This window comes from Streptomyces sp. NPDC101110 (assembly GCF_044759525.1).
Classification (GTDB): domain Bacteria; phylum Actinomycetota; class Actinomycetes; order Streptomycetales; family Streptomycetaceae; genus Streptomyces.
Window position 1 is genome coordinate 173173 of record NZ_JBIVZM010000004.1, and the last position, 26306, is coordinate 199478.

Here is a 26306-nt window from a genome sequence, read left to right on the forward strand (position 1 = left end):
GGCATCTTGTGGACCTGCCTCACGAGGCCTGCGGGGCCAGTGCGATGATGAGCCCGCCATGACTGCCCCCCACACGCGCGCGACGCGCTCCGGACACACGCTCCGGTTCCTTCGGGCCGCGGTGTTCGCCGCGGTCTGCGTCGTGCTGGCCGGGGCAGGTCACGCGCTCGCCTCCTGCGACGGCATCCCGCTGTGGACGCTGGGTGCCGGGTTCCTAGGGGTGGCCGCGGTGGCGGCTCCGCTCGCCGGGCGCGTCCGCTCACTGGCGGCTATCACCGCGCTGCTCGCGGCCGGCCAGACCGTGCTGCACACGCTGTTCGGCCTCGGCCAGCACAGTACGGCCGTCGCCACGTCCTCGGTGCCCGCAGGTGGAAGTGACGCCGCGCTGGTCCAGCAGGCCGCACGGTTCGTGTGCGGAACGGCGGCGGCTGCGATCAGCCCGGCGCAGGCCCAACGGATTCTCACCGAGGCGCGGATCAAGCCGCCCACGGGCACGCACACGCATCTGGTCGCGGACACCGCGTCCGGGTCCTCGGCCTCGCTGTGGCCGTCCCTGCCGATGCTGCTCGGCCACGTCCTCGCGGCCCTCGCCGCCGGCTGGTTGCTGCGCCACGGCGACCTTGCTCTGCTGCGGCTCACTCAGCTGTCGGCGCAAGGAGTCGCCGAAGGAGCGCTGGTGCGCTCCCTGCGGGCCGCTCTCGCACTGGTCCGCGCCCTGCGCGCCGGGCTCCCGGGGGCTCCGCAGGCCCCACCGCGCCCGGCGCACACCACGCGGCCCGCACCGCCGATGCCTCCCACGGCGGCACTCCAGCACACGGTGATCCGACGCGGCCCACCGGCCGCCACGGTTCCCACAGCCGCACTCGCCCTCGCCGCCTGACGCGACGCGACCACCACTCCGCTCCCGTGGAGGAGGGGCCGCCGTCGTGCGGCACGCGCGTGTGCGCGCATCCCTCCTTCCTCATTCAGACCGACTCACAGCGGAGTGCTCCTTACATGAAGGCTTCCCGTATCGTCGCGGCCGGTGCCGCCGCCGGTATCACCGTTCTCGCCCTGTCCGCCCCCGCCTTCGCGCACGTCAGCGTGCAGCCCGAGGGCACGGCCGCCAAGGGCGGCTACGCGGTCATCGACTTCAAGGTGCCCAACGAGCGCGACGACGCCTCGACCACCAAGCTCGAGGTCAACTTCCCGACCGACCACCCGCTGGCCTCCGTCATGCCGGAGCCCATGCCCGGCTGGAAGATCGAGGTCACCAAGTCCAAGCTGGACAAGCCGCTGGAGATGCACGGCGAGAAGATCAACGAGGCCGTCTCCAAGGTCACGTGGACCGCCGACGGCAAGGGGATCGAGCCCGGCTACTTCGAGAAGTTCCCGCTCTCCGTCGGCCAGCTGCCCGAGGACACCGACCAGCTGGCCTTCAAGGCCCTGCAGACGTACTCCAACAAGGAGGTCGTCCGCTGGATCGAGGTGCCGCAGAAGGGCAAGGAGGAGCCCGACAACCCGGCCCCGGTGCTGGCGCTGTCCGCGGCCTCCGAGGACGGGCACCACGGCGCGGCGGCCGATGAGGACTCCGACGCCAAGTCGGCCGAGAAGGCCTCCGCCCACACCGCGGCCTCCGACTCCGACTCCTCCGACGGCACCGACACCACCGCCCGCGTGCTGGGCGTCGTCGGCATCGTGGTCGGCGCCGCGGGTGTCGCCTACGGCGTGCTCGCCGGGCGCCGGCGGGCCACCGCCTGAGGCTGCTTCCGTTGACGGCGCGCGCCGGATCCCCGCCCCGTGCGGGGGCACCCCGGTGCGCGCCGGGTCACCGACATCTGGGACATTTTTCTATGCGCACCAAGACCTTCGCCGCGGCCGCCCTGCTCGCCGCCGCCTCTCTGACCCTGACCGCCTGCGGCAGCGGCGACGCCGGCGACCAGCCCGTCTCCGTGGTGTCCGAGGAGGCCGGCTCCGACAAGGCCGCCACGGTCCTCGACAAGCCGTTCGAGAAGCCGGACCTGGTCCTCACCGACACTCAGGGCAAGAAGTACGACCTCCGCAAGGAGACCGAGGGCAAGCCCACGCTGATCTACTTCGGCTACACCCACTGCCCCGACGTCTGCCCGCTGACGATGAACAACATCGCCGTCGCCATGAAGCAGCTGCCCAAGGCCGAGCAGGACCGGCTGCGGGTGGTGTTCGTCACCACCGACCCCAAGCGCGACACCTCCGCCGAGCTCGGCAAGTGGCTCAAAGGCATCGACAGCCGGTTCGTCGGCCTGACCGGTGACTTCGCGACCATCCAGGCCGGCGCCCGCACCCTCGGCATCTCCATCGAGCCGACGCGCAAGGACAAGAACGGCAAGCTGATCTCCGAGCACGGCACCCAGGTCATCGCGTTCTCCCCGAAGACCGACGGCGGCTACGTGCTCTACGGAGAGGACGCCGACGTCGACGCCTACACCAAGGACCTCCCCAAGATCGTCAAGGGGGAGAACCCGTGAGGCGGCGACTCGCCCCGGCGGCCCTCGCCATAGCCGGTGCCCTGGCGCTGGCCCTGACGGGCTGCGGCAGCTCGGACTCCGGCAGCGGAAACGATTCGGGGAAGCCGGAACTCTCCGCCGGCTCCGCCTACATGCCGCAGCCGGTGTCCGACGACATGGCGGCCGGCTTCCTCACCGTCACCAACAAGGGCGGCGCCGCCGACGAGCTGACCTCGGTCACCAGTGACGTCGCCGGTCAGGTCACCGTGCACAAGACCGTCGACGGCGCGATGCAGGAGGTAAAGAGCCTCAAGATCCCCGCGGACGGCCGGCTGGAGCTGAGCAGCGGTGGCGACCACCTGATGTTCGAACAGCTGAAGAGCAAGCCGAAGGAAGGCCAGACGGTCTCCGTCGAGCTGCACTTCGCGCACTCCGAACCGGTGAAGGTCGAGATGCCGGTGAAGCCGCCGACCTATACCCCGACGACCGGACACTGAGGGAGGGACCTCCGTGACACAGACCATCGTCCTCCGCGTCCGGGCACTGGTGCTGCTGCTCCTGGCCGCGGCCTGCGCACTCCTCGCCGGAGCCGGTCCGGCCTCCGCGCACGCCGCGGTGACCGGCAGCGACCCCGGGCAGGGGGCGGTGGTCGACAAGGCCCCGGCCCGGATCTCGCTCACCTTCTCCGAGCCGGTCGCACTGTCCGACGACTCGCTGCGCGTGCTCGACCCCGAGGGCAAGCGGGTCGACACCGCCAAACCGGCCAGCGTCAGCGGAACGACGTACGCCGTGCCCCTGCACTCGGGCCTGCCCGACGGCACGTACACGGTGGCCTACCAGGTCGTCTCCGCGGACAGCCATCCCGTCGCCGGCGCCTACACCTTCTCCATCGGGGCCCCCTCCAAGACCTCCGTGTCGGTCTCCGGGCAGTCGACGGACGACGGGGTCGTGGGCTGGCTGTACGGCTTCGGACGGTACGTGTCGTACGGCGGGTTCATCGTGATGGCCGGCGGCGCCGCCTTCGTGCTCGCCTGCTGGCAGCGCGGTTCCGGGGTGCGGCCGGTACAGCGGTACGTCGTCTCCGGGTGGGTCGCCCTCACCGCGGCGACCCTCGCGCTGCTGCTCCTGCGCGGCTCCTTCACCGGCTCCGGGAAGGTCTCCGACGTCTTCGACCTGTCCCTGCTCGGGCAGGTGCTGCAGACCAAGACCGGCGCGGCACTGGTGTCCCGGCTGCTGCTGCTCGCCGCGGCCGCCCTGTTCATCGCCGTGCTGTTCGGGGCGTACGACAAGCGGGAGGACGCCCGGGAGAAGAGGGACCTGACCTTCGGGCTGTCGATCGGCGGCATCGTCGTGGCGGCCGGGCTCGCGGCGAGCTGGGCGATGTCCGAGCATGCCTCCGTCGGCCTCCAGGCCGGCATCGCCATGCCGGTCGACGTGCTCCATCTGCTGGCCGTGGCCGCCTGGCTCGGCGGGCTGGGCGCGCTGCTGGCCGCCCTGTACCGCGCGCCCGCCGAGACGCCGGTCGACACGGCAGCGGTACGCCGCTTCTCGCGGGTCGCCTTCGGCAGCGTCCTCGTCCTGATCGCGACCGGGACGTACCAGTCCTGGCGCCAGCTCGGCTCCTGGTCGGCCTTCACCGACACCCGCTACGGGCAACTCCTGCTCGCCAAGATCGCCCTCCTGGTCGTCCTGGTCGGCATCGCATGGATCTCGCGCCGGTGGACGGGGCGGCTGACGGAGACGGCTCCGGTCGAGGTAGCGGCCGTACGGGAGAAGGAGCGGGTCGGCGCGCGGGCGGATGACACCGGCGCCATGGAGCCCGCTGCCGCCGCCGACGCGGTCGCGGCCGCAAGCCCGGACACCGCCGACGAGGCGGACGCCGTCGGCGAGGAGCAGGGTGACGACGAGAGCGCCCGACGCCTGGACATCGACGAACAGTCCGGCGACGAGCCCACAGACACCGAGTCCGCCGGCCCCGGGCCCGCCGGCACCGAACGCGCCGCGCAGCTCGCCCGGCAGCAGGCCGCCCGGGACACCGCACGGCGCAAGCGGATCAGGGACGCGGACCCGAACCGCTTCGGACTGCGCCGCTCCGTGCTGACCGAGGCCGGCGTCGCGGTCGTGCTGCTCGCCGTCACCACCGTGTTGACGCAGACCGAGCCGGGACGCACCGAGCAGGAGGCCAAGGCGGCCACCTCGACCTCGGCGTCCGCCTCCGCCGACACGGGCGCGTCCGGGGCCCTGACCCTGAACATGCCGTTCGACACCGGCGGCGAGGACGGCAAGGGCATCGTCACCATCGACCTCGACCCCGCGCGCGTGGGCGACAACGAGATGCACGTCTATGTGGAGCGCCCCAACGGCAGGGCCTTCGACATCCCCGAGGTGAAGGTCGAGTTCACCCTGAAAGCCAAGGACATCGGGCCCCTGCCCGTCGTCCCGGACCACCTCGCCACCGGACACTGGTCGGCGAACGGAGTGCAGATCCCCATGGCCGGCGACTGGAAGGTCGATGTGACCGTGCGGACCTCCGACATCGACGAGGTGACCGTCTCCAAGAACGCGCAGATCGGCTGAACGACCATGCCTGACCAGTCCCTCCCGAAGGCCCGCGCCCGCACCCCCGAGGCCGGCCCGGGGAAGAACGAAGCGGCCCCCGCCCACGCGGGTGTCTCACGACGGCGGCTGCTCGGTACCGCCGGTGCCACCGGGCTCGTCCTCGGCACCGCGGGTGCCGCCGTGGGCTACGCCGCCGCCCCCTCCGAAGCTGCCACCCCCCTCACCTCGCTCGGCACGGACCGGGCGATGTTTCACGGGAAACATCAGCCCGGCATCACCGACGGCCTCCAGGCGCGCGGTCACCTCGTCGCCTTCGACCTGGCGGCAGGCGCCGGCCGCAAGGAGGCCTCCGCGCTGCTCCGCCGCTGGTCGGAGACGGCCCGGCGGCTCATGGCGGGGGAACCGAGCCCGCACGGTGACACGGACGTCGCCCGCGACGCCGGACCCTCCTCGCTGACGATCACCTTCGGCTTCGGCCACAGCTTCTTCGACAGGACAGGCCTGGAAAAGCAACGTCCGGCCGCCCTGGACCCCCTGCCCGAGTTCTCCTCCGACCACCTCGACAAGAATCGCAGCAACGGCGACCTGTGGGTGCAGATCGGCGCCAACGACGCCCTGGTCGCCTTCCACGCCCTGCGCGCGATACAGAAGGACGCCGGCCGGGCCGCCAAGGTGCGCTGGCAGATGAACGGCTTCAACCGCTCACCCGGCGCCACCTCCCACCCCATGACGGCTCGCAACCTGATGGGCCAGATCGACGGCACCCGCAATCCCAAGCCGGGCGAGGCCGACTTCGACCAGCGCATCTTCGTGCCGGAGAAGCCTGAGAAGGGCGAACCGGCCTGGATGGCGAACGGCTCCTACGCGGTCGTACGCCGGATCCGCATGCTCCTCGACGACTGGGAGCAGCTCTCCGTGAGGGCGCAGGAGGACGTGATCGGGCGGCGCAAGTCCGACGGTGCGGCCCTGTCCGGCGGCACCGAGACGACCGCGATGGACCTGGAGAAGACGGACGCCCGGGGAAACCTGGTCGTCCCGATCAACGCGCACGCCCGCATCACCCGGCCCGACCAGAACGGCGGCGCGGCGATGCTCCGCCGTCCCTTCTCCTTCCACGACGGCATCGACGCCGACGGGGTGCCCGACGCCGGTCTGCTCTTCATCTGCTGGCAGGCCGATCCGCTGCGCGGCTTCGTGCCCGTTCAGCGCAAGCTCGACCGCGGCGACGCCCTGTCGCAGTTCATCCGGCACGAGTCGAGCGGACTGTTCGCGGTGCCGGGCGGGGCCGCGGAGGGACAGTACGTGGGGCAGAAACTGCTGGAGGGGTGAGAGTTCACTCCTGTGTTGGATTGTTCGGCTTGTGGGGGATAGCGCTTCCGCGAGCCCATTAGGGTGAGGTCATGCCAGCGAGCTATGCGTATCTCGGCCCTGAGGGCACCTTCACCGAAGTCGCCCTGCGCACGCTTCCCGAGGCCGCCACCCGGGAGCTCATCCCGTACGTGTCCGTCCAGTCCGCGCTCGACGCCGTGCGCGCCGGTGAGGCCGAGGCCGCGTTCGTGCCGATCGAGAACTCCGTCGAGGGCGGCATCACCACCACCCTCGACGAACTGGTCGCCGGCGCGCCGCTGATGATCTACCGCGAGGTGCTGCTGTCGATCACCTTCGCGCTGCTGGTCCGCCCGGGCACGAAGCTGTCGGACATCAAGACCGTCTCCGCCCACCCGGCCGCGCAGCCGCAGGTCCGCAACTGGCTGAAGAAGCACCTCCCGGATGCGCACTGGGAGTCGGCCGCCTCGAACGCGGACGCCGCACGGCTGGTCCAGGAGGGCCAGTACGACGCCGCCTTCGCGGGCGAGTTCGCGGCCGCCCGCTACGGCCTGGAGGCCCTGGAGACCCAGATCCACGACGCGGAGAACGCACAGACGCGCTTCGTCCTGGTCGGCCGGCCCGCCCGGCCCGCTGCGCCGACCGGCGCGGACAAGACCTCCATCGTGCTGTGGCAGCGCGACGACCACCCCGGTGGCCTGCGCGACCTGCTGGGCGAGTTCGCCACCCGCGGCATCAACCTCATGCTGCTCCAGTCCCGGCCCACCGGCGCCGGCATCGGCAACTACTGCTTCTGCATCGACGCCGAGGGCCACATCTCCGACCGCCGGGTGGCCGACGCCCTGATGGGCCTGAAGCGGATCTGCCTCCAGGTGCGCTATCTGGGCTCCTACCCGCGTGCGGACATGCGGCCGGGGGATGTGCAGCCACCGCGACTGGGGACGTCCGACGAGGAGTTCGCCGGCGCGGCGGACTGGGTCGCGCGGTGCCAGGACGGACGCTTCTAGCCCGGGTCACCGGCCCGTCCCGGGCCGGTCGTACCTGCTGATTGTTGTTATCCACAGGGGTTATCCACAGGTCCGCTTCTCGACCTGGGGACAAGTCGACAACGAAGTACGAGTCAGTCGACAAATCGCCCTACAGGCCCTTGATGCGCCCATCTGCAGGCAGGACACCCTTCGTCCACCGTTTTCCCTGCGTAACCCTTAGGGGTGACCCTTTTGCACTCGAAAGTGAGGGTAAAGCGGGTTTGCAAGGGGAATTCTCAGGGGTGCCCGCAGCTTCCGGAGTGATCAATTCCGAAGTCCACAGATCTTCCACACAGCCTGTGGATAACTTTTCGAGCGGTGTGGATTCCTGTGGACAACGCACGGCCAAGTCCCGCTCCCCGCAAGGGACTCGCGTCAATGCGACGTCCGGCCGATGCCTCGTGCCGGGGACAGGGGATTGCTTTATTGACACCCCACGTAATTCGCCCATAACGGTACGTATGCCACGCCGTGGATAGTGAGTCGTGGGCGGTCACCCCACACCGGTAGCCTTGGGCGCGTGATTGACCTTCGCCTGCTCCGTGAGGACCCCGACCGTGTGCGCGCGTCGCAGCGCGCCCGTGGAGAGGACGTCGCGCTCGTCGACGCCCTCCTGTCTGCCGACGAGCGGCGCAGGTCGTCCGGCGTCCGCTTCGACGAGCTGCGCGCCGAGCAGAAGGCGCTCGGCAAGCTCATCCCGAAAGCGGCCGGCGACGAGAAAGCCGAACTGCTGAAGAAGGCGGGTCAGCTCGCCGCGGACGTCAAGGCCGCCGACGCGGACCGCGACGCGGCCGCGACCGAGACCCAGGAGCTCCTCCAGCGGCTCGGCAACCTTGTCCACCCGGACGTGCCCGTGGGTGGCGAGGAGGACTTCGTCACGCTCGAGAAGCACGGCACGATCCGCGACTTCGGCGCAGAGGGCTTCGAGCCGAAGGACCACCTGGCGCTCGGCCAGCTCCTCGGCGCGATCGACGTCGAGCGGGGCGCCAAGGTGTCCGGCTCGCGCTTCTACTTCCTGACCGGCGTGGGCGCGCTCCTGGAGCTCGCCCTGGTGAACGCGGCGATGGCGCAGGCCACCGCGGCCGGCTTCACCCCGATGCTGACCCCGGCGCTGGTCCGCCCCCAGTCCATGGCGGGCACGGGCTTCCTCGGCCAGGCCGCACAGGACGTCTACCACCTCGCCGACGACGACCTCTATCTCGTCGGCACCTCCGAGGTCGCGCTCGCCGCGTACCACATGGACGAGATCCTCGACGCCGACCGCCTTCCCCTGCGCTACGCGGGCTTCTCGCCCTGCTTCCGCCGCGAGGCCGGTTCGCACGGCAAGGACACCCGCGGCATCTTCCGCGTGCACCAGTTCGACAAGGTCGAGATGTTCTCCTACGTCGCTCCCGAGGACTCGCAGGCCGAGCACCAGCGCCTGCTGGAGTGGGAGAAGCAGTGGCTGACCTCCCTGGAGCTGCCGTTCCGCGTGATCGACGTGGCGAGCGCCGACCTGGGGGCCTCGGCCTCCCGCAAGTTCGACTGCGAGGCGTGGATCCCCACCCAGGGCAAGTACCGTGAGCTGACCTCGACCTCGGACTGCACCGAGTTCCAGTCCCGCCGCCTGTCGATCCGCGTCCGTGAAGGCAAGCAGGTCCGCCCGCTGGCCACGCTCAACGGCACGCTGTGCGCCGTCCCGCGCACGATCGTGGCGATCCTTGAGAACCACCAGCAGGCCGACGGTTCGGTGCGCGTGCCCGAGGTGCTGCGTCCGTACCTGGGCGGCCGGGAGGTCCTGGAGCCGGTGGCCAAGTGAGCGACACGGCCTCCCCGGGCGCCTTCCCGTACCGGCTCGTCGCCACCGATCTCGACGGCACACTGCTGCGCTCCGACGACACGGTGTCGCAGCGCACCCGTGACGCGCTCGCCGCGGCCACCGAGGCGGGCGCCGCCCACATCGTCGTCACCGGCCGCGCCGTCCCCTGGACCCGGCACATCCTCGACGACCTCGGCTATCAGGGCCTCGCCGTCTGCGGCCAGGGCGCGCAGGTCTACGACGCCGGCGCACATCGCCTGCTGACGTCCGTGACGCTGGACCGGCAGCTGGCCGGGGTGGCGCTGGCCAAGATCGAGGCGGAGGTGGGCCCGCTCCACCTGGCGGCGAGCCGCGACGGCCTCGACGGCGAGGTACTCGTGAGCCCGGGCTACGCGGTCACGGGCAGCCTGCCCGCCACCCCCTTCACGGACGCGTCGGACCTGTGGGCCGCGCCCCTGAACAAGCTGTACATCCAGCACCCGACGCTGAGCGACGACGAGCTCTGCGAGGCGGCCACGCGCACCGCCGGCGGTTTCGTCACCGTCACGATGGCGGGCGCGGGCATCGTCGAGCTGCTCCCGCTGGGGCTGTCCAAGGCGACAGGGCTGTCCTTGGCGGCTCGCCGGCTCGGTCTGAAGGCGGCCGACACGATCGCCTTCGGCGACATGCCCAACGACATCCCGATGTTCGCGTGGGCCTCCTACGGCGTGGCCATGGCGGACGCCCACGAGGAACTGAGGGCCGTGGCCGACGAGGTGACGTCCTCCCACGACGAGGACGGCATCGCGCTGGTGCTGGAGCGACTGCTGGGCTAATCCCGGGCCCGTCGGCCGGATCCCGACAGTCGGAATCCGACGGTCGGAACCCGCTGCTCGAGGACAGTGCTCGCGGCCCGGTACGCAGGGCCCGGTACGCAGGGCCCGATGGTGCTCGGCGGAGGATGCACGGATCGAACGTGCGCGGGCCTTTCGACCCGACCACGGTTTAGCAAACCGGTGCCTTACCACTCGGCCAATCCTCCGGGTGGGCGGCCCACGCGATGTGCGATTCGCGTGCTCGAAGCGGCCGCCCCGGGCAGCTCCCCGTACGGGCGGGTTCCACGGAGGGGTAGTGGCTACTCCGGATCCCGCCGCCGGCTGCCCTGAAGGGAGCTGGACGTACTGCCGTGCATGGACATCGCCCCGCTCCTCTCCCGGACTGTGGAACCGGGCTCCACGCCCGGCCGCGACGACAACCACTCTGCCCGCCGGGCGAATTGGACGCCACCGAATAAAGGCGGCTCGATCCGACCGGCCGCGTCAACAGCGCTTCAGGTCAATACAGCTGGCGCCTGCGCCATCTGCGGCGCCGCGCCTTGCTGAAGAACCAGCCCGCGGGCGGCTCGTCGGACCGCCAGGGCTGCGGCTCCGGTTCCTCGCGGCGCCACTTCGCCGCGAGCATCCGGGCTCGGGCGGACGGCTCGGAGACTCCGGCGGAGCGTATGAAGTCCTCGTCCAGTTCGACACCGTCGAGGTCGTCCCGGGCACCGTCGCCGGACCCGGAACCCGACTGCCCGCGATCGTCGTACTGAGGCCTCTCGCCCGCCATTGCCGCCCTCCCAGCCGTCCAACTCCCGTGGTGTTTCCCCTACATCCCGTTCGCCCCGTGTGCCCCGGCCGAGGTGAAGCCTCCGTCAGGGCCGGAATGCATCACTCCTCGCCCGCGAGGGTCAGGGACCGCAGCTTCTGCCCGGCGTACCAGGTGGCCAGCACCGTGACGGCGACCAGCAGCACCGTCGCCGTGGTCAGGCCCACGTCGGAGGAGACCAGGTCCCCGCCGGACACCTTCTGCGCCACCGCCAGCGACCACTGCTGGACACTCAGCGTGCGCGCACCCGGCACCAGGGAGCCGAACAGGGCCTCCCAAACCAGGGCGTAGACCAGGCCGAACACCACCGCGTGCCGGGAGACCGTGCCCAGCAGCAGGAACAGGGCCGCGTAGGCGATGGACGCGACCAGCGCGGCCACCGTGTAGGCGACGGCGACCTGCTGGCCGTTGCCGTTCAGGATGAACCCGGCGATGAGCGTCGGCACGGCCGAGAACACCATGGTCACGGCGATGGCGACGATCAGTTTGGTGAAGATGATCGTCGGCCGCTTGATCGGCTTGGACAGCAGGTACACCACCGAGCCGTCGTCGATCTCGGGTCCGATGGCGCCCGTTCCGGCGATGACGCCGATGATCGGCACCATCGTGGCCAGGGCGAGTCCGCCCAGCAGGTCGGACGCCGTCTGGTCGTCCGCGCCGGCCAGTCCGCGCACCGCCACGGCGATCACGATCAGCAGCATCGGCAGGGCGCCGAGGATGAGGGCCCGGCGACGGCCGAGCAGGGCCCGGTAGGTGAGCCGGGCGACTGTGGGGTCGTACATCAGGGCCTCCTACGCCGCGACCAGGTACGAGAAGACGGACTCGAGGGACTCGTCGGACGGCGAGACCGTGAGCAGCCGGATGCCGTGGTCCCTGGCGACCTTGGGCAGCAGCGCGGTGAAGCGGCCGAAGTCGACGGCCTGGATGCGCAGCGCGCCCTCGGTGACGTCGACCTCGATGCCGGACGTCGACGGGTCGGCGATCAGCGCGGCGGCGAGGGCGCGGTCGTCGCTGGAGCGCACCAGGTAGCGGTGCGGCCGGTCGGTCATCAGTCGGCGGATCTTGCGGAAGTCACCGCTGGCGGCGTGCCGGCCGGCGACGACGACCTCGATGTGCCAGGCGAGCTGCTCGACCTCTTCGAGGATGTGGGACGAGAACAGCACCGTGCGGCCCTCGTCGCCCATGCGGCGCAGCAGGTCCATCAGCTGCATGCGCTGACGCGGGTCCATGCCGTTGAACGGCTCGTCCAGCAGGAGCAGGGAGGGGTCGTGGACCAGGGCGGACGCCATCTTCACGCGCTGGCGCATGCCCTTGGAGTACGTCTGGATCTTGCGGTCCTGCGCGTACTCCATCTCGACCGTGGCCAGCGCCTTCTGGGCCGCCTTCGCGCCCAGGCCGTGCAGCTCGGCGTTGGCCAGGACGAACTCCTTGCCGGTGAGGAAGTCGTACATCGCCTCCCGCTCGGGGACGACGCCGATGTGCTTGTAGATCTGCTCGTTGCGCCACACGGCCTGGCCGTCGAGGGTGACGGTGCCGGTGGAGGGGGCCAGGAAGCCGCCCATCATGTTGATGAGGGTGGACTTGCCGGCTCCGTTGGGGCCGAGCAGGCCCGTGACGCCGGGGCCGACGGTCATGGTGATGTCGTTGACGGCGACCACGTTGCCGAACCAGCGGGAGACGTGGTCGATGCTGAGCGTGGTCACAGTCCCACCTTCTTGTAGCGGCGCATCAGGAGGCCGTAGCTCGCCGCGATCAGGCCCAGGGCGACGAGGACGTAGACGACGCCCTCGGTGGTGCTCGGACCCACCCCGCTGGGAGAGGCGGACGTCGCGCCCAGGAACGCGGACTGCACTCCGTCGACGATCGTGATCGGCGAGAACAGCCCGATCCACGGCACGGCGTCGCCGCTGCCCTGTGCGTCGGCGATGGCCTGGAGGGTGGAGACCGCGCCGTAGGTGATGGTCAGCACGGCGATCACGGCCGCGATGCCGAAGCCGCGGCGCGGGGTGACGGACGCGATGACCAGGCCGATGCCGGCGAACAGCAGTGAGAGCAGTGCCACGGAGACCAGTCCCTGTGCGAATCCCTTGGTCTGGTCGGCGAAGTCCAGCTTGGCCAGCAGCGCGCCCACGTAGAGCACGAGCAGCGGAGCGGCCGTGAGGACGAACAGCGCCGAGGCCAGGGCCGCGAACTTGGCGCGGACGTAGTCGGCGGTCTCGATGGGCCGCGAGAAGTACAGCGGAACGGTCTTGAAGCGCAGGTCCCGCGAGACGGACTGGGGCGCCTGTGAGGCGACGTACAGGCTGATGACCGCCTGCATGACGATCGCGTAGCGCGTGTAGTCGAGGGGCAGTTCCTTGGCCTTGGTGGCGACCGCGACGGCGACCATGATGGCCGCGGGCACGCACATCACCACGAAGAGCAGCATCGGCAGCACCTTGGACTTCACCGAGCGGCCGAGGCCGTAGGAGCCGCGCAGGGACTGCGAGTACAGGGAGCGGCGGGCGTAGGCGCGGCCGAGGCGGGGGCCGTCGTAGTTGCGGTAGCCGATGTTGTGGATGCGGGTCTGGTCGCCCGGTGCCGGGGCGGGTGTCCCCGTGGAGTGCTCAACCGCCATGGCCGACCGCCTCCTTCCGCTGCTCGCGCTCGTCGCTGCCGGTGAAGACCTCGGAGATGTGGTGCCGGCGCTGCTCCATGCGCACCAGGCCGAGACCGAGGTCCGCGATCACGTCCCGGACCAGGTCGTACGTCTCCTCGCCCTGCGCGGTGAGCAGCAGGACGTGGCCGGCGCCGGGCAGGCCGCTGCCGTCCTCGACGGGCACTCCGCGCGCGTGCAGCGCCTCGCGGACCGCACGGGTGCCGTCCGGGTGCTCGTCGGTGTCGGTGACCTCGATCGCGAGGGTCGTGGTGGTCTGGGTGAAGTCCGTGGTGGAACTGGAGCGCAGGAGCTTGCCGCCGTCCACGACGACGACGTGGTCACAGGTGCGCTCCAGCTCGCCCAGCAGGTGGGAGGTGACCAGGACGGAGATGCCGAAGTCGGTGTGGATGCGGCGGATCAGGCCAAGCATCTCGTCGCGGCCGACCGGGTCGAGGCCGTTGGTCGGCTCGTCCAGGAAGACCAGCTGAGGGTCGTGGACGAGGGCCTGCGCGAGCTTGACGCGCTGCTTCATGCCGGTCGAGTAGCCGCCGATGGGGCGGTAGCGCTCCTCGTACAACCCGACGTGGCGCAGGGTGTCGGCGGTGCGCTCGCGTGCCGCGGTGGGCGGGAGGCCGGACATGCGCGCCATGTGGACGACGAACTCGGTGGCCGAGACGTCCGGCGGCAGGCAGTCGTGCTCGGGCATGTAGCCGACCCGCTCGCGGATGGCGGCGCCGTCGGTGGCGACATCGAGCCCGAGCACTTCGGCGCGGCCCTCGGTGGCGGGGGACAGACCCAGCAGGATCTTGATCAGTGTGGACTTGCCGGCTCCGTTGGCTCCGACGAGTCCGGTCACACCGGGCCCGACGTCCACGGAGAGCCGGTCAAGCGCGGTCACCCGGGGGAACCGCTTGCTCAGGCTTTCGGTCGCGATCACAGTCACCCTACGAAGGTAGGGGCGGCGTGCGTGGCGGTCGTCACTCCGCAGAGCTGTCTTCGGATCAGCCCTGAGTATTACGCGCCCCTAGGGGTGCTGCTCCTTGAGAGTTACCACCCCCGGGAAGCCCCTATTGACGAACTCTCTAACAACTGCCAGATTCGCCGGATGACGTTGCTGACGGGTGCGCGGGAGCGCAGGGTTCGGGCGGGCGAAGTCGAGCTGTGCGTGGCCGAGATGGGTGATCCGGGACGGCCGACGGTCCTCCTGCTGCACGGCTACCCCGACAGCAAGGAGGTGTGGTCCGAGGTCGCCACGCGGCTCGCCGGGCGCTTCCACGTGGTGGCGTACGACGTCCGCGGCCACGGCCGTTCGACCGCCCCGCGGCCGCTGCGGGGCGGGTTCACGCTGGAGAAGCTGACGGACGACTTCCTGGCCGTCGCGGACGCGGTGAGTCCGAACGCGCCGGTGCACCTGGTCGGACACGACTGGGGGTCCGTGCAGGCCTGGGAGTTCACCACCGTGCAGCGCACCAGGGGCCGCATCGCCTCCTTCACCTCGATGTCCGGTCCGTCCCTCGACCACTTCGGCCACTGGATCGGCAAGCGGGTGAAGCGGCCCACCCCGCGCCGGGTCGGCCAGCTGCTCGGACAGGGCGCCCGTTCCTGGTACGTGTACCTGCTGCACACGCCCCTGCTGCCCGAGCTGGCCTGGCGCGGCCCCCTCGGCAAGCGCTGGCCCCGGATGCTGGAACGCGTCGAGAAGGTGCCGAGGGGCGACTACCCCACCGCGTCCCTGCCGTCGGACGCGGCCCACGGGGCCTGGTTGTACCGGGACAACGTCCGATCCCGGCTGCGCGCTCCCCGCCCGGACGCGCACGCCCACGCTCCCGTGCAGGTCATCACACCACTGGAGGACCGGTTCCTCTCGGAGCGGCTCCACGACGAACTGGAACAGTGGGTCCCGCAGTTGACCCGCAGGACGGTCCAGGCGGGGCACTGGATCCCGCGCACCCGCCCCGACCGGCTGGCCTCGTGGATCGAGGAGTTCGTGACGTCCGTCGAGAGCGGGCGGCCCCGGTCGACGGCGGACGGCGAACACGCCGAGCGCTTCGACGGGCAGCTCGCGCTCGTCACCGGGGCGGGCAGCGGCATCGGGCGGGCGACGGCGCTCGCGTTCGCCGCGGCCGGTGCGCGCGTCGTGGCCGTCGACCGCGACGGGGAGGCGGCGGCCCGCACCGCCGAGTCCTGCCGCCTGCGGGGCGCCTCAGATGCCTGGGCGGAGACGGTCGACGTCTCCGACGAGCAGGCCATGGAGAAGCTCGCCGACAGGGTCACCACCGAGTACGGGGTGGTGGACGTCCTGGTGAACAACGCCGGGATCGGACTGTCCGGTTCCTTCTTCGACACGACCCCGGAGGACTGGAGGAAGGTCCTCGACGTCAATCTGTGGGGCGTCATCCACGGGTGCCGGCTCTTCGGCCGGCGGATGGCCGAGCGCGGGCAGGGCGGCCACATCGTCAATGTGGCGTCGGCCGCGGCGTACCAGCCGTCCCGGGCGCTGCCCGCGTACAGCACCTCCAAGGCGGCCGTGCTGATGCTCGGCGAGTGCCTGCGGGCGGAGCTCGCGGGGCAGGGGATCGGCGTGACGACGGTGTGCCCGGGCATCGTGAACACGGCCATCACGTCGACGGCACACTTCGCCGGAGCCGACGCCCTGGAGGAGAAGCGGCTGCAACAGCGCGCCGCCCGCCTGTACCGGTTGCGGAACTATCCGCCGGAGAAGGTCGCCCGGGCGATCCTGCGGGCGGTGGCGCGCAACGAGGCGGTGGTGCCGGTGACACCGGAGGCGCGGGGTGCGCGGTGGCTTTCGCGGTGGGCACCGGGGGCGGTGCGGGGCCTGGCGCGGATGAAGCCGCCGATGTGAGACGCGGTGAGTGACCCGGCGGATAAAGCCGCCTCGTGACCTTCCAGAACCACGCCGACCGCTGGGCGTGGGCCTTCGTCGAACCGGCCTTCGTCGATGTAGGGCGAGGTGAGGCAGGCCGAGGCGTGAGGGGCCGAGGAGTGACGCCCAAACCCCCTGAAACGACGCTCAGTTGTCCACAGAAGCGCCAATTCCGCTGTGGATAACCATACTTCGCTGTGGATCAAACCTGCGAGATGAAACTCGATCGCGTGATTCGGGTCTCTCCCGCACCCTGGTGGGATGGACGAGAGACGCACCGTGAAGGTGTCGAAGTACCTGTCGAAGCATCTGCGCCACCAGCCGGAACGCATCAGGCTCACGCTCGACGAGGCCGGCTGGGTCGAGATCGACACCTTGATCGCCGCGGCAGCCGCGCACGGCTTCCGGTTCACCCGTGAAGAGCTGGACCATGTCGTCGCCACCAACGACAAGCGGCGTTTCGCCGTCGACGGCACCCGGATCCGTGCCAGCCAGGGCCACAGCGTCGAGGTCGACCTCGGTCTGGCGTCGGCCACCCCGCCCGCGCACCTCTACCACGGCACCGTCGCCCGCAACCTGGACGCGATCCGGGCCGAAGGCCTCCGCCCGATGAACCGGCATGCCGTCCACCTCTCGCCCGACCGGGAGACGGCGACCCGCGTCGGAGCCCGCCGGGGCCGGCCCGTCGTGCTGACGGTCGACGCGGACGCCATGTACCGGGACGGCCATGTCTTCCAGGTCAGCGCGAACGGCGTGTGGCTGACCGAGACCGTCCCGGCACGGTACCTACGCTTCCCCGGCTAGTTTCCGTGTCCGCCCGGACGCGCACGGTGACTGTTTCACGTGAAACAGGGGGGACCGCCGGTGCTCCCTTAGGCTCGGTGTCATGAGTCTGCGTCTGAGCACCGTGATCCTCCCGTACCGCCGCTGGCACGAAGGCGGCCGCGCGGCCTGGACGCGCGCCGAGCAGCTCGGCTTCCACACCGCGTACACCTACGACCACCTGTCCTGGCGCACCTTCCGGGACGGCCCCTGGTTCGGCGCCGTGCCGACCCTCACGGCCGCAGCAAGCGTCACCGACCGGCTGCGGCTGGGCACCCTGGTGACCTCGCCGAACTTCCGGCACCCCGTGACCCTCGCCAAGGAGCTGATCTCCCTCGACGACATCTCCGGCGGGCGGGTCACGCTCGGCATAGGCGCGGGCGGCTCCGGCTTCGACGCCACCGCACTCGGCCAGGAACCCTGGACCCCGCGCGAGCGCGCCGACCGCTTCGCCGAGTTCGTCCCGCTCCTCGACCGACTGCTGTGCGAGGACGCCGTGTCGTACGAGGGTGACTTCTACTCCGCCCACGAGGCGCGGAACATCCCCGGCTGTGTGCAGCGCCCCAGGCTGCCGTTCGCGGTGGCCGCGACCGGGCCGCGCGGGATGCGGCTCGCCGCCCGGTTCGGGCAGGCGTGGGTCACCACGGGTGACCCGAAGCTGTACGAGAACGGCACTCCTGAGCAGTCGATTCAGGCCATTCGCGGGCAGGCGGAGAGGCTCGACGACATCTGCGCCGAGGTCGGCCGCGACATGACCGATCTCGACCGGGTGCTGCTCACCGGATTCACGCCGGACCGTGTCGGACCGCTCCAGTCCCTGAACGCGTTCGTCGACTTCGCCGGGCGCCATGTGGAGCTGGGCTTCACGGAGATCGTGATCCACTGGCCGATCCCCGACTCGCCGTTCGCCGCGGACGAGAAGGTCTTCGAGCAGATCGCGATGGAGGCACCGGCGCAGCTGCGCTGAGCGTCGCCGGACGGGCCGGAGAGCCTCTGTTCAGAGCGGTATCCACTCACCTGTGCGGAGCCCCGCACGCCCGTGCAGACACGTGCGGGACAATGGCCGGGTGACCTCAGCGACCCGACAGCCCGAGACCGCGGCCGAGACCCTCCCGCCGCGACTGATCGCCACCGACCTCGACGGCACTCTGCTGCGCGACGACAAGTCGGTGTCCCCGCGTACGGTCGCCGCGCTGGCCGCCGCCGAGGAGGCGGGCATCGAGGTCTTCTTCGTGACGGGCCGCCCGGCCCGCTGGATGGACGTCGTCAGCGACCATGTGCACGGCCACGGCCTGGCGATCTGCGGAAACGGCGCCGCCGTGGTCGACCTGCACGGCGGTCCCGGTGCCCACCGGTTCGTGAAGGTGCGGGAGCTGGCCCGGGAGAACGCCCTGGACGCCGTACGGCTGCTGCGCGACGCGGCACCGGGCACCGTGTACGCGGTGGAGCAGACCTACGGCTTCTACCAGGAGCCCGCGTACCCGAAGCTGCACATGGAGACACCGGACAGCCTCGTCCCGGCCGAGGAAGTGCTGGGCCCGGACCATCGGGCCGCCGCGGAGCCGGTGCTGAAGATCCTCGCCTACCACCCGGAGATCGACCCCGACGCCTTCCTGACCCTGGCCCGCCTCGCCATCGGCGACCGTGCCAACGTGACCCGCTCCAGCCCCAGCGCACTGCTCGAGATCAGCGGTCCGGGCGTGTCCAAGGCCAGCACTCTCGCCCTGTGCTGCGCCGAGCGCGGCATCTCGCACGAGCAGGTCGTCGCCTTCGGCGACATGCCGAACGACGTGGAGATGCTGACCTGGGCAGGCCGGTCGTACGCGATGGGCAACGCCCACCCCGACGTGCTCGCCGCCGCCTCGGGCCGGACGGTGGCCAACAACGAGGACGGCGTGGCGATCGTGATCGAGCGGTTGCTGACGGAACGGCCGTAGCCCGGGCCTCTCAAAGGGACACTCCGCGTGCCGCCAGCCATGAGACCGGGTTCACCGATGAGCCGGACTCCGCGGTGACCCGGGCCTCGAAGTGCAGGTGAGGCCCGGTGGAGTTGCCCGTGGTGCCGGACTGGCCGATCCACTGCCCAGGGCTGACGTGCTCCCCCTGGTCGACCGCGAGCGCGGCGAGATGGGCGTACTGCGTGTAATAGCCGCCCGCGTGCTTGAGCACGACCTCCATCCCGAACGGACCTCCGCAGGACACCTTCACCACCCGCCCCGCGCCCACGGCCCGTACGGGCGTGCCGATCGGCACCGCGAAGTCCTGCCCCGTGTGCCGGTTCGACCAGCGCGCACCACCGCTGCCGTAGGACGCCGACAGCTCGTACGTCTCGACCGGCGCGACCCAGTCGCCCTCGCTGAACCCCGTCGCCGGCTGGTCGAGACGGGCGGCTCCGCGGCACGCCCCGGCGGCGACCGCGGCGTCCGCCTGCCCTTGAAGCTCTGAGCGGGCCGTCTCCAGCTTCTGCTCGATGTCGGCCTTCAGAGCGGCGAGCTGTGTGTTGCGTCTCTCCAGCGCCTGCCACCGGTCAGCGGCCTTGGCCTCGTCCGCCGCCAGCCTCGCCTCGGCGCGCCGGTTCTTGGAAATCGCGTTGTTCACGGCGAGGTCCGCCTGGGAGAAGACGTGCTGACCTCGCATCAGGCTTTCGGGACTGTCGGCGAGGATCATGTGGGCGGCCACCGGCAGGCCACCACTGCTGCGGTACTGGGCGCGGGCGATGCGGCCCAGGTCCTCGTGCAGAGCGGCGATGTCCCGCCGCTGCGCGTCCAGGAGCGCCTCCGCCCGCTGGGCCTCGGCCCGCTGCACGTCGGCCTGCTTGCGTCCGGCCTCGTACTGCTGGGTCGCCACCGCGGCCTCCTCGTACAGCCGCACCACCTCGGCGCTGAGACCTGTCTCCGGACCGGTGCCGGGGCCGCTGCCGGGTTCCTTGTGCGCTGCCGTCGGCCGGGCCGCGAGCACGGCCAGCGCACACAGCAGGACCGGAACGAGCAGCCGATGGCGGCGATATGAGCGCATGTCAGCGATCGTCACCCAGCACCGTGGGCCGGTCCTGTTCACGTCGTACAGCCGGGGGACCGGCTGCGCCGAACGGCCCAGTGCCCGTGGTGGCCGGCTGCTACGGCGCTCCCACCAGCGACTCGGCCGCGGCCTCGCGCTCCGCCATCCTCCGCAGGGGGCCGTTGACCGCCAGCAGGTCCGCGTACGGACCACGCTGCACGAGCCGTCCACGCTCCAGCACGAGCACCTCGTCGACCGCTTCGAGACCCGCCAGCCGGTGCGTGATGAGCAGTGTCGTGCGCCCCTCGGTGACGGCCAGCAGATCGGCGGTGAGCGCGTCGGCCGTCGCCAGGTCGAGGTGCTCGGCGGGCTCGTCCAGCACCAGGACGGGGAAGTCGGCGAGCAGGGCCCGGGCCAGTGCCAGCCGTTGGCGCTGACCTCCCGACAGCCGCGCCCCGTGCTCGCCGACGAGCGTGTCCAGACCGTCGGGCAGGCTGTCCGCCCAGTCCAGCAGCCTGGCGCGGCCCAGCACGGCACGCAGGTCGTCCTCGGTGGCGTCCTTGCGGGCGAGCAGCAGGTTCTCGCGCAGCGAGCTGTCGAAGAGGTGCGCGTCCTGCGCACACAGCCCGACGGACTTCCGAACGTCGTCACCGTGGAGCGCGTACGCGTCAACACCCCCGAGCGTGTACGACCCGGCCTCCGCGTCGAGGAACCGCAGCAGTACCTGCGCCAGCGTGGTCTTGCCGGAGCCGGAGGCCCCGACCACGGCGATCCGGCGCCCCTCCTCCAGGGTCAGGTCCAGCCCGCCGAGCGCCTCCCGGTCCTGCCCGGCGTGCCGGGCCGTCAGCCCCTTGACGACGACCGGGAACGGCGACGCGGGCGCATGCCGGGGCCGTTCCGGCTCCCGCACGGGCTCCGGCGCGTCCAGTACCTCGTACACCCGTTCCGCGCTGCGGCGCACGCGCTGCCGGTACTGCACGGCGAGCGGCAGCCCGAGCACGGCCTCGAAGGCGGCGAGCGGGGTGAGGACGACGACGGCCATGGCCACGCCGTCGAGCCGCCCGGCGGCGACCGCCTGGGCGCCGGCCAGGGCGGCGGCCGCGACGGTCAGTCCGGAGACCAGCGCGGTGAGACCGTCGCCCAGGGCGGTGGCCGTGGCCGCGCGCGAGGCGATCCGGGTCAGCGCTCCGTCGGCCTGGCGTGCCTCAGCGGTCCGCGCGGGCAGGGCACCGGCGACGGCCAGCTCCGCGGTGCCGGTCAGCAGATCGGTCACCCTCGTCGCGAGCACCCCGCGGGCGGGCGCCAGTGTGTGCTCGGCGCGCCGTGCCACCGCTCCGGTGATCAGCGGCACGCCGACCCCCGCCGCCAGGAGCCCGGCCGCCAGCACCGCCCCGGCCTCGGGCAGCAGCCACGCCGTGAAGCCGACCGACGCGGCCGACACGACCAGGGCCGCCCCGGCGGGCAACAGCCAGCGCAGCCAGTAGTCCTGCAGCGCGTCCACGTCCGCGACCAGCCGGGAGAGCAGATCTCCCCGGCGGACCCGGAGGAGGCCGGCCGGTGCCAGCCGCTCCAGCCTGCGGAACACCGCGACCCGGGTGTTCGCCAGCATCCGCAGCACGGCGTCGTGCGACACCAGCCGCTCGGCGTACCGGAACACGGCCCGCCCGATCCCGAACGCCCTCGTCGCGGTGACGGCCATCATCAGATACAGCACGGGCGGCTGCTGCGAGGCACGCGAGATCAGCCACCCCGAGGTGGCCATGAGCCCCACGGCACTCCCCAGCGCGAGACTCCCCAGCAGCAGGGCCAGCCCCAGTCGCCCGCGCCGGGCACCGCACAGGACGCGGACGCGGGCGAGGACACCGGCGGAAGGGGACGGTTCGGCGGTCTTGGCCGGGGCGGCCGCCTCGGCCTCGACGGACCGGGGCTCGGTGCCCGCTGCCACGGCCGATGTCACAGGCACAGGGGTGGCCTCGGGCTCCGCCAGCCGCACGACCCGGTCGGCGACCTCCAGCAGCGCCGGCCGGTGCACCACCAGGAGGACCGTCCGGCTGGCCGCGAGCCGCCGCACCGCTGCGACGACCCCGGCCTCGGTGGCTCCGTCCAGCGCCGCCGTCGGCTCGTCGAGCAGCAGCACGGGCCGGTCGGCGAGGAACGCGCGGGCCAGCGCGAGCCGTTGCCGCTGCCCGGCGGACAGCCCGGCGCCGTCCTCACCGAGCACGGTCTGCGCACCACCGGGCAGCGCGTCGACGAACTCCAGCGCCCCGGCGTCCCGAAGGGCCCGCCGTACGGCGTCGTCATCGGCGCCCGGCCGCGCCAGCCGTACGTTCTCGGCGATCGTCCCGGCGTAGAGGTGGGGCCGCTGCGGCACCCACGCGATCCGGGAGCGCCACTGCTCCAGGTCGGCGTCGGCGAGATCGACACCCCCGGCTCTCACCCGCCCCTCGGCCGGTCGCACGAACCCCAGCAGAACACTCAGCAGCGTCGACTTGCCGGCGCCGCTCGGCCCCACCAGCGCGACCGTCTCCCCGGGCTCGACGCCGAAGGTCACGTCCGAGACCGCATCGGCCGACCGCCCCGGGTGCCGGACGGTCACGCCCTCGAAGGACAGCGCGCCCTCCGGCACGGCCGCGGAACCGGAGGCCGGGACGGGCGTCTCCAGGACCTCGAAGATCTCCTCGGCTGCGGCGAGCCCCTCGGCCGCCGCGTGGTACTGCGCCCCCACCTGCCGCAACGGCAGATACGCCTCGGGCGCGAGGATCAGGATGACGAGGCCGATGTACAGGTCCGTCTCTCCGTGCACCAGCCGCATGCCGATCGTCACGGCGACGAGTGCCACCGAGATCGTGGCGAGCAGTTCGAGGGCGAAGGAGGAGATGAAGGCGATCCGCAGCGTTCGCATGGTCGCCCGGCGGTACTCACCGGTGATGCGCCGGATCGACTCCGCCTGTGCCTTGGCCCGGCCGAAGACCTTCAGTGTCGGCAACCCCGCGACGACGTCCAGGAAATGCCCGGACAACCGTGACAGCAGATGCCACTGCCGGTCCATCCGGGACTGAGTGGCCCAGCCGATGAGCACCATGAAGACCGGGATGAGGGGCAGGGTGCCCACGATGATGGCCGCGGAGACCCAGTCCTCGGTGACGATTCGCGCCAGCACCGCCACCGGCACGACCACCGCGAGACCCAACTGGGGAAGGTACCGGGAGAAGTAGTCATCGAGGGCGTCGACGCCCCGGGTGGCCAGGGCGACCAGCGAACCGGTCCGCTGCCCGCCCAGCCAGCCGGGCCCCAGCTCGACGGCACGCTCCAGCAGCCGCCCCCTCAGCTCGGACTTCACGGCCGCGCTCGCCCGGTGCGCGGCGAGCTCGGTGAGCCAGCCGACCAGCGCCCGCCCGACCGCGACGGCTGCCAACAGCAGCAGGGGAGTGCCGAGTTCGGACACCGCCATGCGGTGCTGGAACGCTCCGACGATCACCTCGGCGATGAGCATCGCCTGCGCGATGACCAGCCCCGCCCCTACGGCCCCCAGGGCCACGACCGCCACGAGGAAGACCCGGGTGGCACGGGCGTACCGGAGCAGACGCGGATCGATCGGTTTCACGTGAAACACACCTCAGTGCACGGTCTCGGCGATGTGCTGTGTACCGATCCGCTTGCGGAACACCCAGTAGGTCCAGCCCTGGTAGAGCAGGACGACCGGAGTGGCGATACCGGCACACCAGGTCATGATCTTCAGTGTGTACGGGCTGGACGAGGCGTTGGTGACCGTCAGGCTCCAGTCCGGGTTCAGGGTCGACGGCATGACGTTCGGGAACAGCGTCAGGAACAGCATCGCCGCCGCGGCCACGATGGTGAGACCCGACCACGCGAACGCCCAGCCCTCTCGTCCGGTCCGTGCTGCGGCCAGGGCGATGAGAAGCGACGCCACGGCAACGACCATCGCCACCAGCGACGAACCGTCACCCCGGTCGGCCTGCGTCCACAGCAGGAAGGCGAGCGCCAGCAGGGCGGTCACCGCTCCGACGCGCAGCGCCAGCTTTCGCGCCCGCTCCCGGATCTCCCCGACCGTCTTGAGCCCGACGAACACCGTGCCGTGGAAGGTGAACAGGGAGAGCGTGACCAGGCCGCCCAGCAGCGCGTACGGATTGAGCAGGTCCACAACGCCGCCGGCGTAGTTGAAGTCCTGGTCGATCTGCACGCCCCGCACGATGTTGGCGAAGGCGACACCCCACAGGAACGCGGGCAGCAGCGAGGCCCAGAAGATCGCCGTCTCCCAGTTGCGCTGCCAGTTCTCCTCGGGCCGCTTCACCCTGTACTCGAAGGCCACGCCCCGGACGATCAGGCAGACCAGGATGAGCAGCAGGGGCAGGTAGAACCCGGAGAAGAGCGTGGCGTACCACTCGGGGAAGGCGGCGAAGGTCGCGCCGCCCGCGGAGAGCAGCCACACCTCGTTGCCGTCCCAGACGGGGCCGATGGTGTTGATCAGCACCCGCTTCTCGGGGCGGTTCCGGGCGAGCAGCTTCGTGAGCACCCCGACCCCGAAGTCGAAGCCCTCCAGGAAGAAGTAGCCGGTCCACAGGACGGCGATCAGGACGAACCAGACGTCGTGCAGTTCCATGACTGTGCAGCTCCCTCGGCCTAGTACGAGAAGGCCATCGGCTTGTCGGCGTCACGGGAGTCGCCGCCGATCTTCGTGGGCGGGTCGAGGTCGGCCTCGGTGAGTTCCGGCGGGCCCGCCTTGACGTACTTGACCAGTAGCTTCACCTCGATGACGGCGAGGATCGCGTACAGCGTGGTGAAGACGACCATCGAGGTGATGACCTCGGCCTGGGAGACACCGGGGGAGACCGCGTCACGCGTCTGGAAGAGGCCGTAGACGACCCACGGCTGGCGGCCCATCTCGGTGAAGATCCAGCCCCAGGAGCTGGCGATCAGCGGGAAGCCCAGGGTGAGGATCGCGATGCGCCAGTACCACTTGGTGAGGGTCGGGCCGAGCGCCTTCTTCGGCAGCAGGACGAGATGCGGCACCTCGTCGTCGCCCACCCTCAGGTGCTGCGGCAGCATGAACTTCTTCCGGGTCAGCCAGAGCCCGGCCAGGCCGATGGCGAACGACGTCATGCCGAAGCCGATCATCCACCGGAAGCCCCAGTAGGCGACGGGGATGTTGGGCCGGTAGTCGCCCGGCCCGTACTTCTCCTGCTCGGCCTTGTTGACGTCGTTGATGCCGGGGACATACGAGGTGAAGTCGTCCTTCGCGAGGAAGGACAGCAGCCCGGGGATCTCGATGGCGACCTTGTTGTGGCCCTTGTCGACGTCGCCTACGGCGAAGACCGAGAAGGGAGCCGGCTTCTCGCCGTCCCACAGCGCCTCGGCCGCAGCCATCTTCATCGGCTGCTGCTGGTACATGATCTTGCCGAGCACGTCGCCGCTGATCGCGGTGAGGAGGCCACCGATGACGACGGTGACCAGGCCCAGCCGGAGCGAGGTCTTCATCACCGGCACGTGCTTCTTGCGGACCAGGTGGAAGGCGGCGATGCCGACCATGAAGGCGCCACCGGTGAGGAACGCCGCGGTGAGCGTGTGGAAAACCTGGGCGAGCGCGGTGTTCTGGGTCAGCACGAGCCAGAAGTCGGTGAGCTCGGCCCGGCCCTTCGCCTCGTTGATCCGGTAGCCGACCGGGTGCTGCATCCAGGAGTTGGCCGCGAGGATGAAGTAGGCCGACAGGATCGTGCCGATGGAGACCATCCATATACAGGCCAGGTGGATCTTCTTCGGCAGCTTGTCCCAGCCGAAGATCCACAGACCGATGAAGGTGGACTCGAAGAAGAAGGCGATCAAGGCCTCGAAGGCCAGCGGCGCACCGAAGACGTCACCGACGAAGCGCGAGTAGTCGGACCAGTTCATGCCGAACTGGAACTCCTGCACGATGCCGGTGACCACGCCCATCGCGATGTTGATCAGGAAGAGCTTGCCCCAGAACTTCGTCGCCCGGAGATACTTCTCCTTCTCCGTCCGCACCCACGCCGTCTGCAGACCGGCCGTGAGCGCGGCCAGCGAGATCGTCAGGGGGACGAACAGAAAGTGGTAGACGGTGGTGATTCCGAACTGCCATCGCGCCAGGGTCTCCGGCGCCAAAGCCAGGTCCACGTCGCCGCTCCTT

At 70.9% G+C, this 26306-nt stretch carries 22 protein-coding genes and 1 tRNA gene; 13 read left to right on the plus strand and 10 right to left on the minus strand.

From position 1 onward, the window contains the following. Positions 1–58 precede the first annotated feature (58 nt). The 9 genes from ACIQU3_RS10130 to ACIQU3_RS10170 all read left to right on the plus strand — a co-directional run bounded on the left by ACIQU3_RS10130 (position 59) and on the right by ACIQU3_RS10170 (position 9991). Positions 59–880 carry a hypothetical protein gene (locus tag ACIQU3_RS10130; protein WP_403741650.1) on the plus strand — a complete coding sequence of 274 codons (822 nt, stop codon included), beginning with the start codon at positions 59–61 and terminating at the stop codon, positions 878–880. 116 nt (positions 881–996) lie between these two features. Continuing rightward, positions 997–1740, plus strand: coding sequence for a YcnI family protein (locus tag ACIQU3_RS10135; RefSeq protein WP_403741652.1), 744 nt, complete (start codon positions 997–999; stop codon positions 1738–1740). Positions 1741–1832: 92 nt separating this feature from the next. Further along, positions 1833–2486, plus strand: coding sequence for an SCO family protein (locus ACIQU3_RS10140; RefSeq protein WP_403741655.1), 654 nt, complete (start codon positions 1833–1835; stop codon positions 2484–2486). Then, entirely contained in the window at positions 2483–2962 is a 480-nt protein-coding gene (locus tag ACIQU3_RS10145) for a copper chaperone PCu(A)C (RefSeq protein ID WP_403741658.1), read from the plus strand. The genes ACIQU3_RS10140 and ACIQU3_RS10145 overlap by 4 nt, the downstream gene beginning before the upstream one ends. Before the next feature lie 13 nt (positions 2963–2975). Then, positions 2976–5042, plus strand: a complete 2067-nt coding sequence (locus ACIQU3_RS10150; RefSeq protein ID WP_403924346.1) for a copper resistance CopC/CopD family protein — start codon at positions 2976–2978, stop codon at positions 5040–5042. A gap of 6 nt (positions 5043–5048) precedes the next feature. Beyond that, positions 5049–6353 carry an iron uptake transporter deferrochelatase/peroxidase subunit gene (gene efeB, locus ACIQU3_RS10155; protein ID WP_403741663.1) on the plus strand — a complete coding sequence of 435 codons (1305 nt, stop codon included), beginning with the start codon at positions 5049–5051 and terminating at the stop codon, positions 6351–6353. A 71-nt stretch (positions 6354–6424) separates the two neighbouring features. Further along, complete coding sequence (pheA, locus tag ACIQU3_RS10160; protein ID WP_361871334.1) at positions 6425–7357, plus strand: prephenate dehydratase; 933 nt, start codon at positions 6425–6427, stop codon at positions 7355–7357. A gap of 541 nt (positions 7358–7898) precedes the next feature. Next, a complete protein-coding gene (gene serS / locus ACIQU3_RS10165) occupies positions 7899–9176 on the plus strand; it encodes a serine--tRNA ligase (protein ID WP_403741667.1) in 1278 nt (425 codons plus the stop codon). Continuing rightward, positions 9173–9991: an HAD family hydrolase gene (locus ACIQU3_RS10170; RefSeq protein ID WP_403924349.1), complete on the plus strand. Its 819-nt coding sequence runs from the start codon at positions 9173–9175 to the stop codon at positions 9989–9991. The genes serS and ACIQU3_RS10170 overlap by 4 nt, the downstream gene beginning before the upstream one ends. 119 nt (positions 9992–10110) lie before the next feature. Here the strand turns inward: ACIQU3_RS10170 and ACIQU3_RS10175 are convergent. From ACIQU3_RS10175 to ACIQU3_RS10200, 6 genes are all read right to left on the minus strand, one after another. Beyond that, a tRNA-Ser gene (locus ACIQU3_RS10175) sits at positions 10111–10197 on the minus strand. Between the two features lie 293 nt (positions 10198–10490). Then, positions 10491–10763, minus strand: a complete 273-nt coding sequence (locus ACIQU3_RS10180) for a hypothetical protein (RefSeq protein ID WP_403924352.1) — start codon at positions 10761–10763, stop codon at positions 10491–10493. Between the two features lie 101 nt (positions 10764–10864). Beyond that, a complete protein-coding gene (locus ACIQU3_RS10185) occupies positions 10865–11584 on the minus strand; it encodes an ABC transporter permease (protein WP_234750387.1) in 720 nt (239 codons plus the stop codon). A 9-nt stretch (positions 11585–11593) separates the two neighbouring features. Continuing rightward, positions 11594–12505, minus strand: a complete 912-nt coding sequence (locus ACIQU3_RS10190) for an ABC transporter ATP-binding protein (RefSeq protein ID WP_403741679.1) — start codon at positions 12503–12505, stop codon at positions 11594–11596. Beyond that, complete coding sequence (locus ACIQU3_RS10195) at positions 12502–13419, minus strand: ABC transporter permease (RefSeq protein WP_403741682.1); 918 nt, start codon at positions 13417–13419, stop codon at positions 12502–12504. Before ACIQU3_RS10195 ends, ACIQU3_RS10190 begins: the two co-directional genes overlap by 4 nt. Further along, positions 13409–14377, minus strand: coding sequence for an ABC transporter ATP-binding protein (locus tag ACIQU3_RS10200; RefSeq protein ID WP_403742027.1), 969 nt, complete (start codon positions 14375–14377; stop codon positions 13409–13411). Before ACIQU3_RS10200 ends, ACIQU3_RS10195 begins: the two co-directional genes overlap by 11 nt. Positions 14378–14545: 168 nt before the next feature. Between ACIQU3_RS10200 and ACIQU3_RS10205 the strand changes: the two genes are divergently transcribed. The 4 genes from ACIQU3_RS10205 to ACIQU3_RS10220 all read left to right on the plus strand — a co-directional run bounded on the left by ACIQU3_RS10205 (position 14546) and on the right by ACIQU3_RS10220 (position 19083). After that, a complete protein-coding gene (locus ACIQU3_RS10205) occupies positions 14546–16303 on the plus strand; it encodes an SDR family oxidoreductase (RefSeq protein WP_403924355.1) in 1758 nt (585 codons plus the stop codon). 282 nt (positions 16304–16585) lie between these two features. After that, positions 16586–17128, plus strand: a complete 543-nt coding sequence (locus tag ACIQU3_RS10210; protein WP_403924358.1) for an RNA 2'-phosphotransferase — start codon at positions 16586–16588, stop codon at positions 17126–17128. An 82-nt stretch (positions 17129–17210) separates the two neighbouring features. Continuing rightward, positions 17211–18113, plus strand: coding sequence for an LLM class flavin-dependent oxidoreductase (locus ACIQU3_RS10215; RefSeq protein WP_391252980.1), 903 nt, complete (start codon positions 17211–17213; stop codon positions 18111–18113). An 82-nt stretch (positions 18114–18195) separates the two neighbouring features. Further along, positions 18196–19083 (plus strand): HAD family hydrolase, encoded by an 888-nt coding sequence (locus ACIQU3_RS10220; RefSeq protein ID WP_403924361.1) that lies wholly within the window; start codon positions 18196–18198, stop codon positions 19081–19083. Positions 19084–19093: 10 nt separating this feature from the next. Here ACIQU3_RS10220 and ACIQU3_RS10225 read toward each other — a convergent pair whose 3' ends face one another. From ACIQU3_RS10225 to ACIQU3_RS10240, 4 genes are all read right to left on the minus strand, one after another. Beyond that, entirely contained in the window at positions 19094–20161 is a 1068-nt protein-coding gene (locus ACIQU3_RS10225) for a peptidoglycan DD-metalloendopeptidase family protein (RefSeq protein ID WP_403924363.1), read from the minus strand. 100 nt (positions 20162–20261) lie between these two features. Continuing rightward, positions 20262–23747, minus strand: coding sequence for a thiol reductant ABC exporter subunit CydD (gene cydD / locus ACIQU3_RS10230; protein WP_403924366.1), 3486 nt, complete (start codon positions 23745–23747; stop codon positions 20262–20264). Positions 23748–23759: 12 nt separating this feature from the next. Continuing rightward, positions 23760–24764, minus strand: a complete 1005-nt coding sequence (gene cydB, locus ACIQU3_RS10235) for a cytochrome d ubiquinol oxidase subunit II (RefSeq protein WP_403924369.1) — start codon at positions 24762–24764, stop codon at positions 23760–23762. Between the two features lie 20 nt (positions 24765–24784). Continuing rightward, the gene (locus tag ACIQU3_RS10240) at positions 24785–26293 is read right to left on the minus strand and encodes a cytochrome ubiquinol oxidase subunit I (protein ID WP_403924371.1); all 1509 of its coding nucleotides are present in this window, start codon (positions 26291–26293) and stop codon (positions 24785–24787) included. Positions 26294–26306 lie beyond the last annotated feature (13 nt).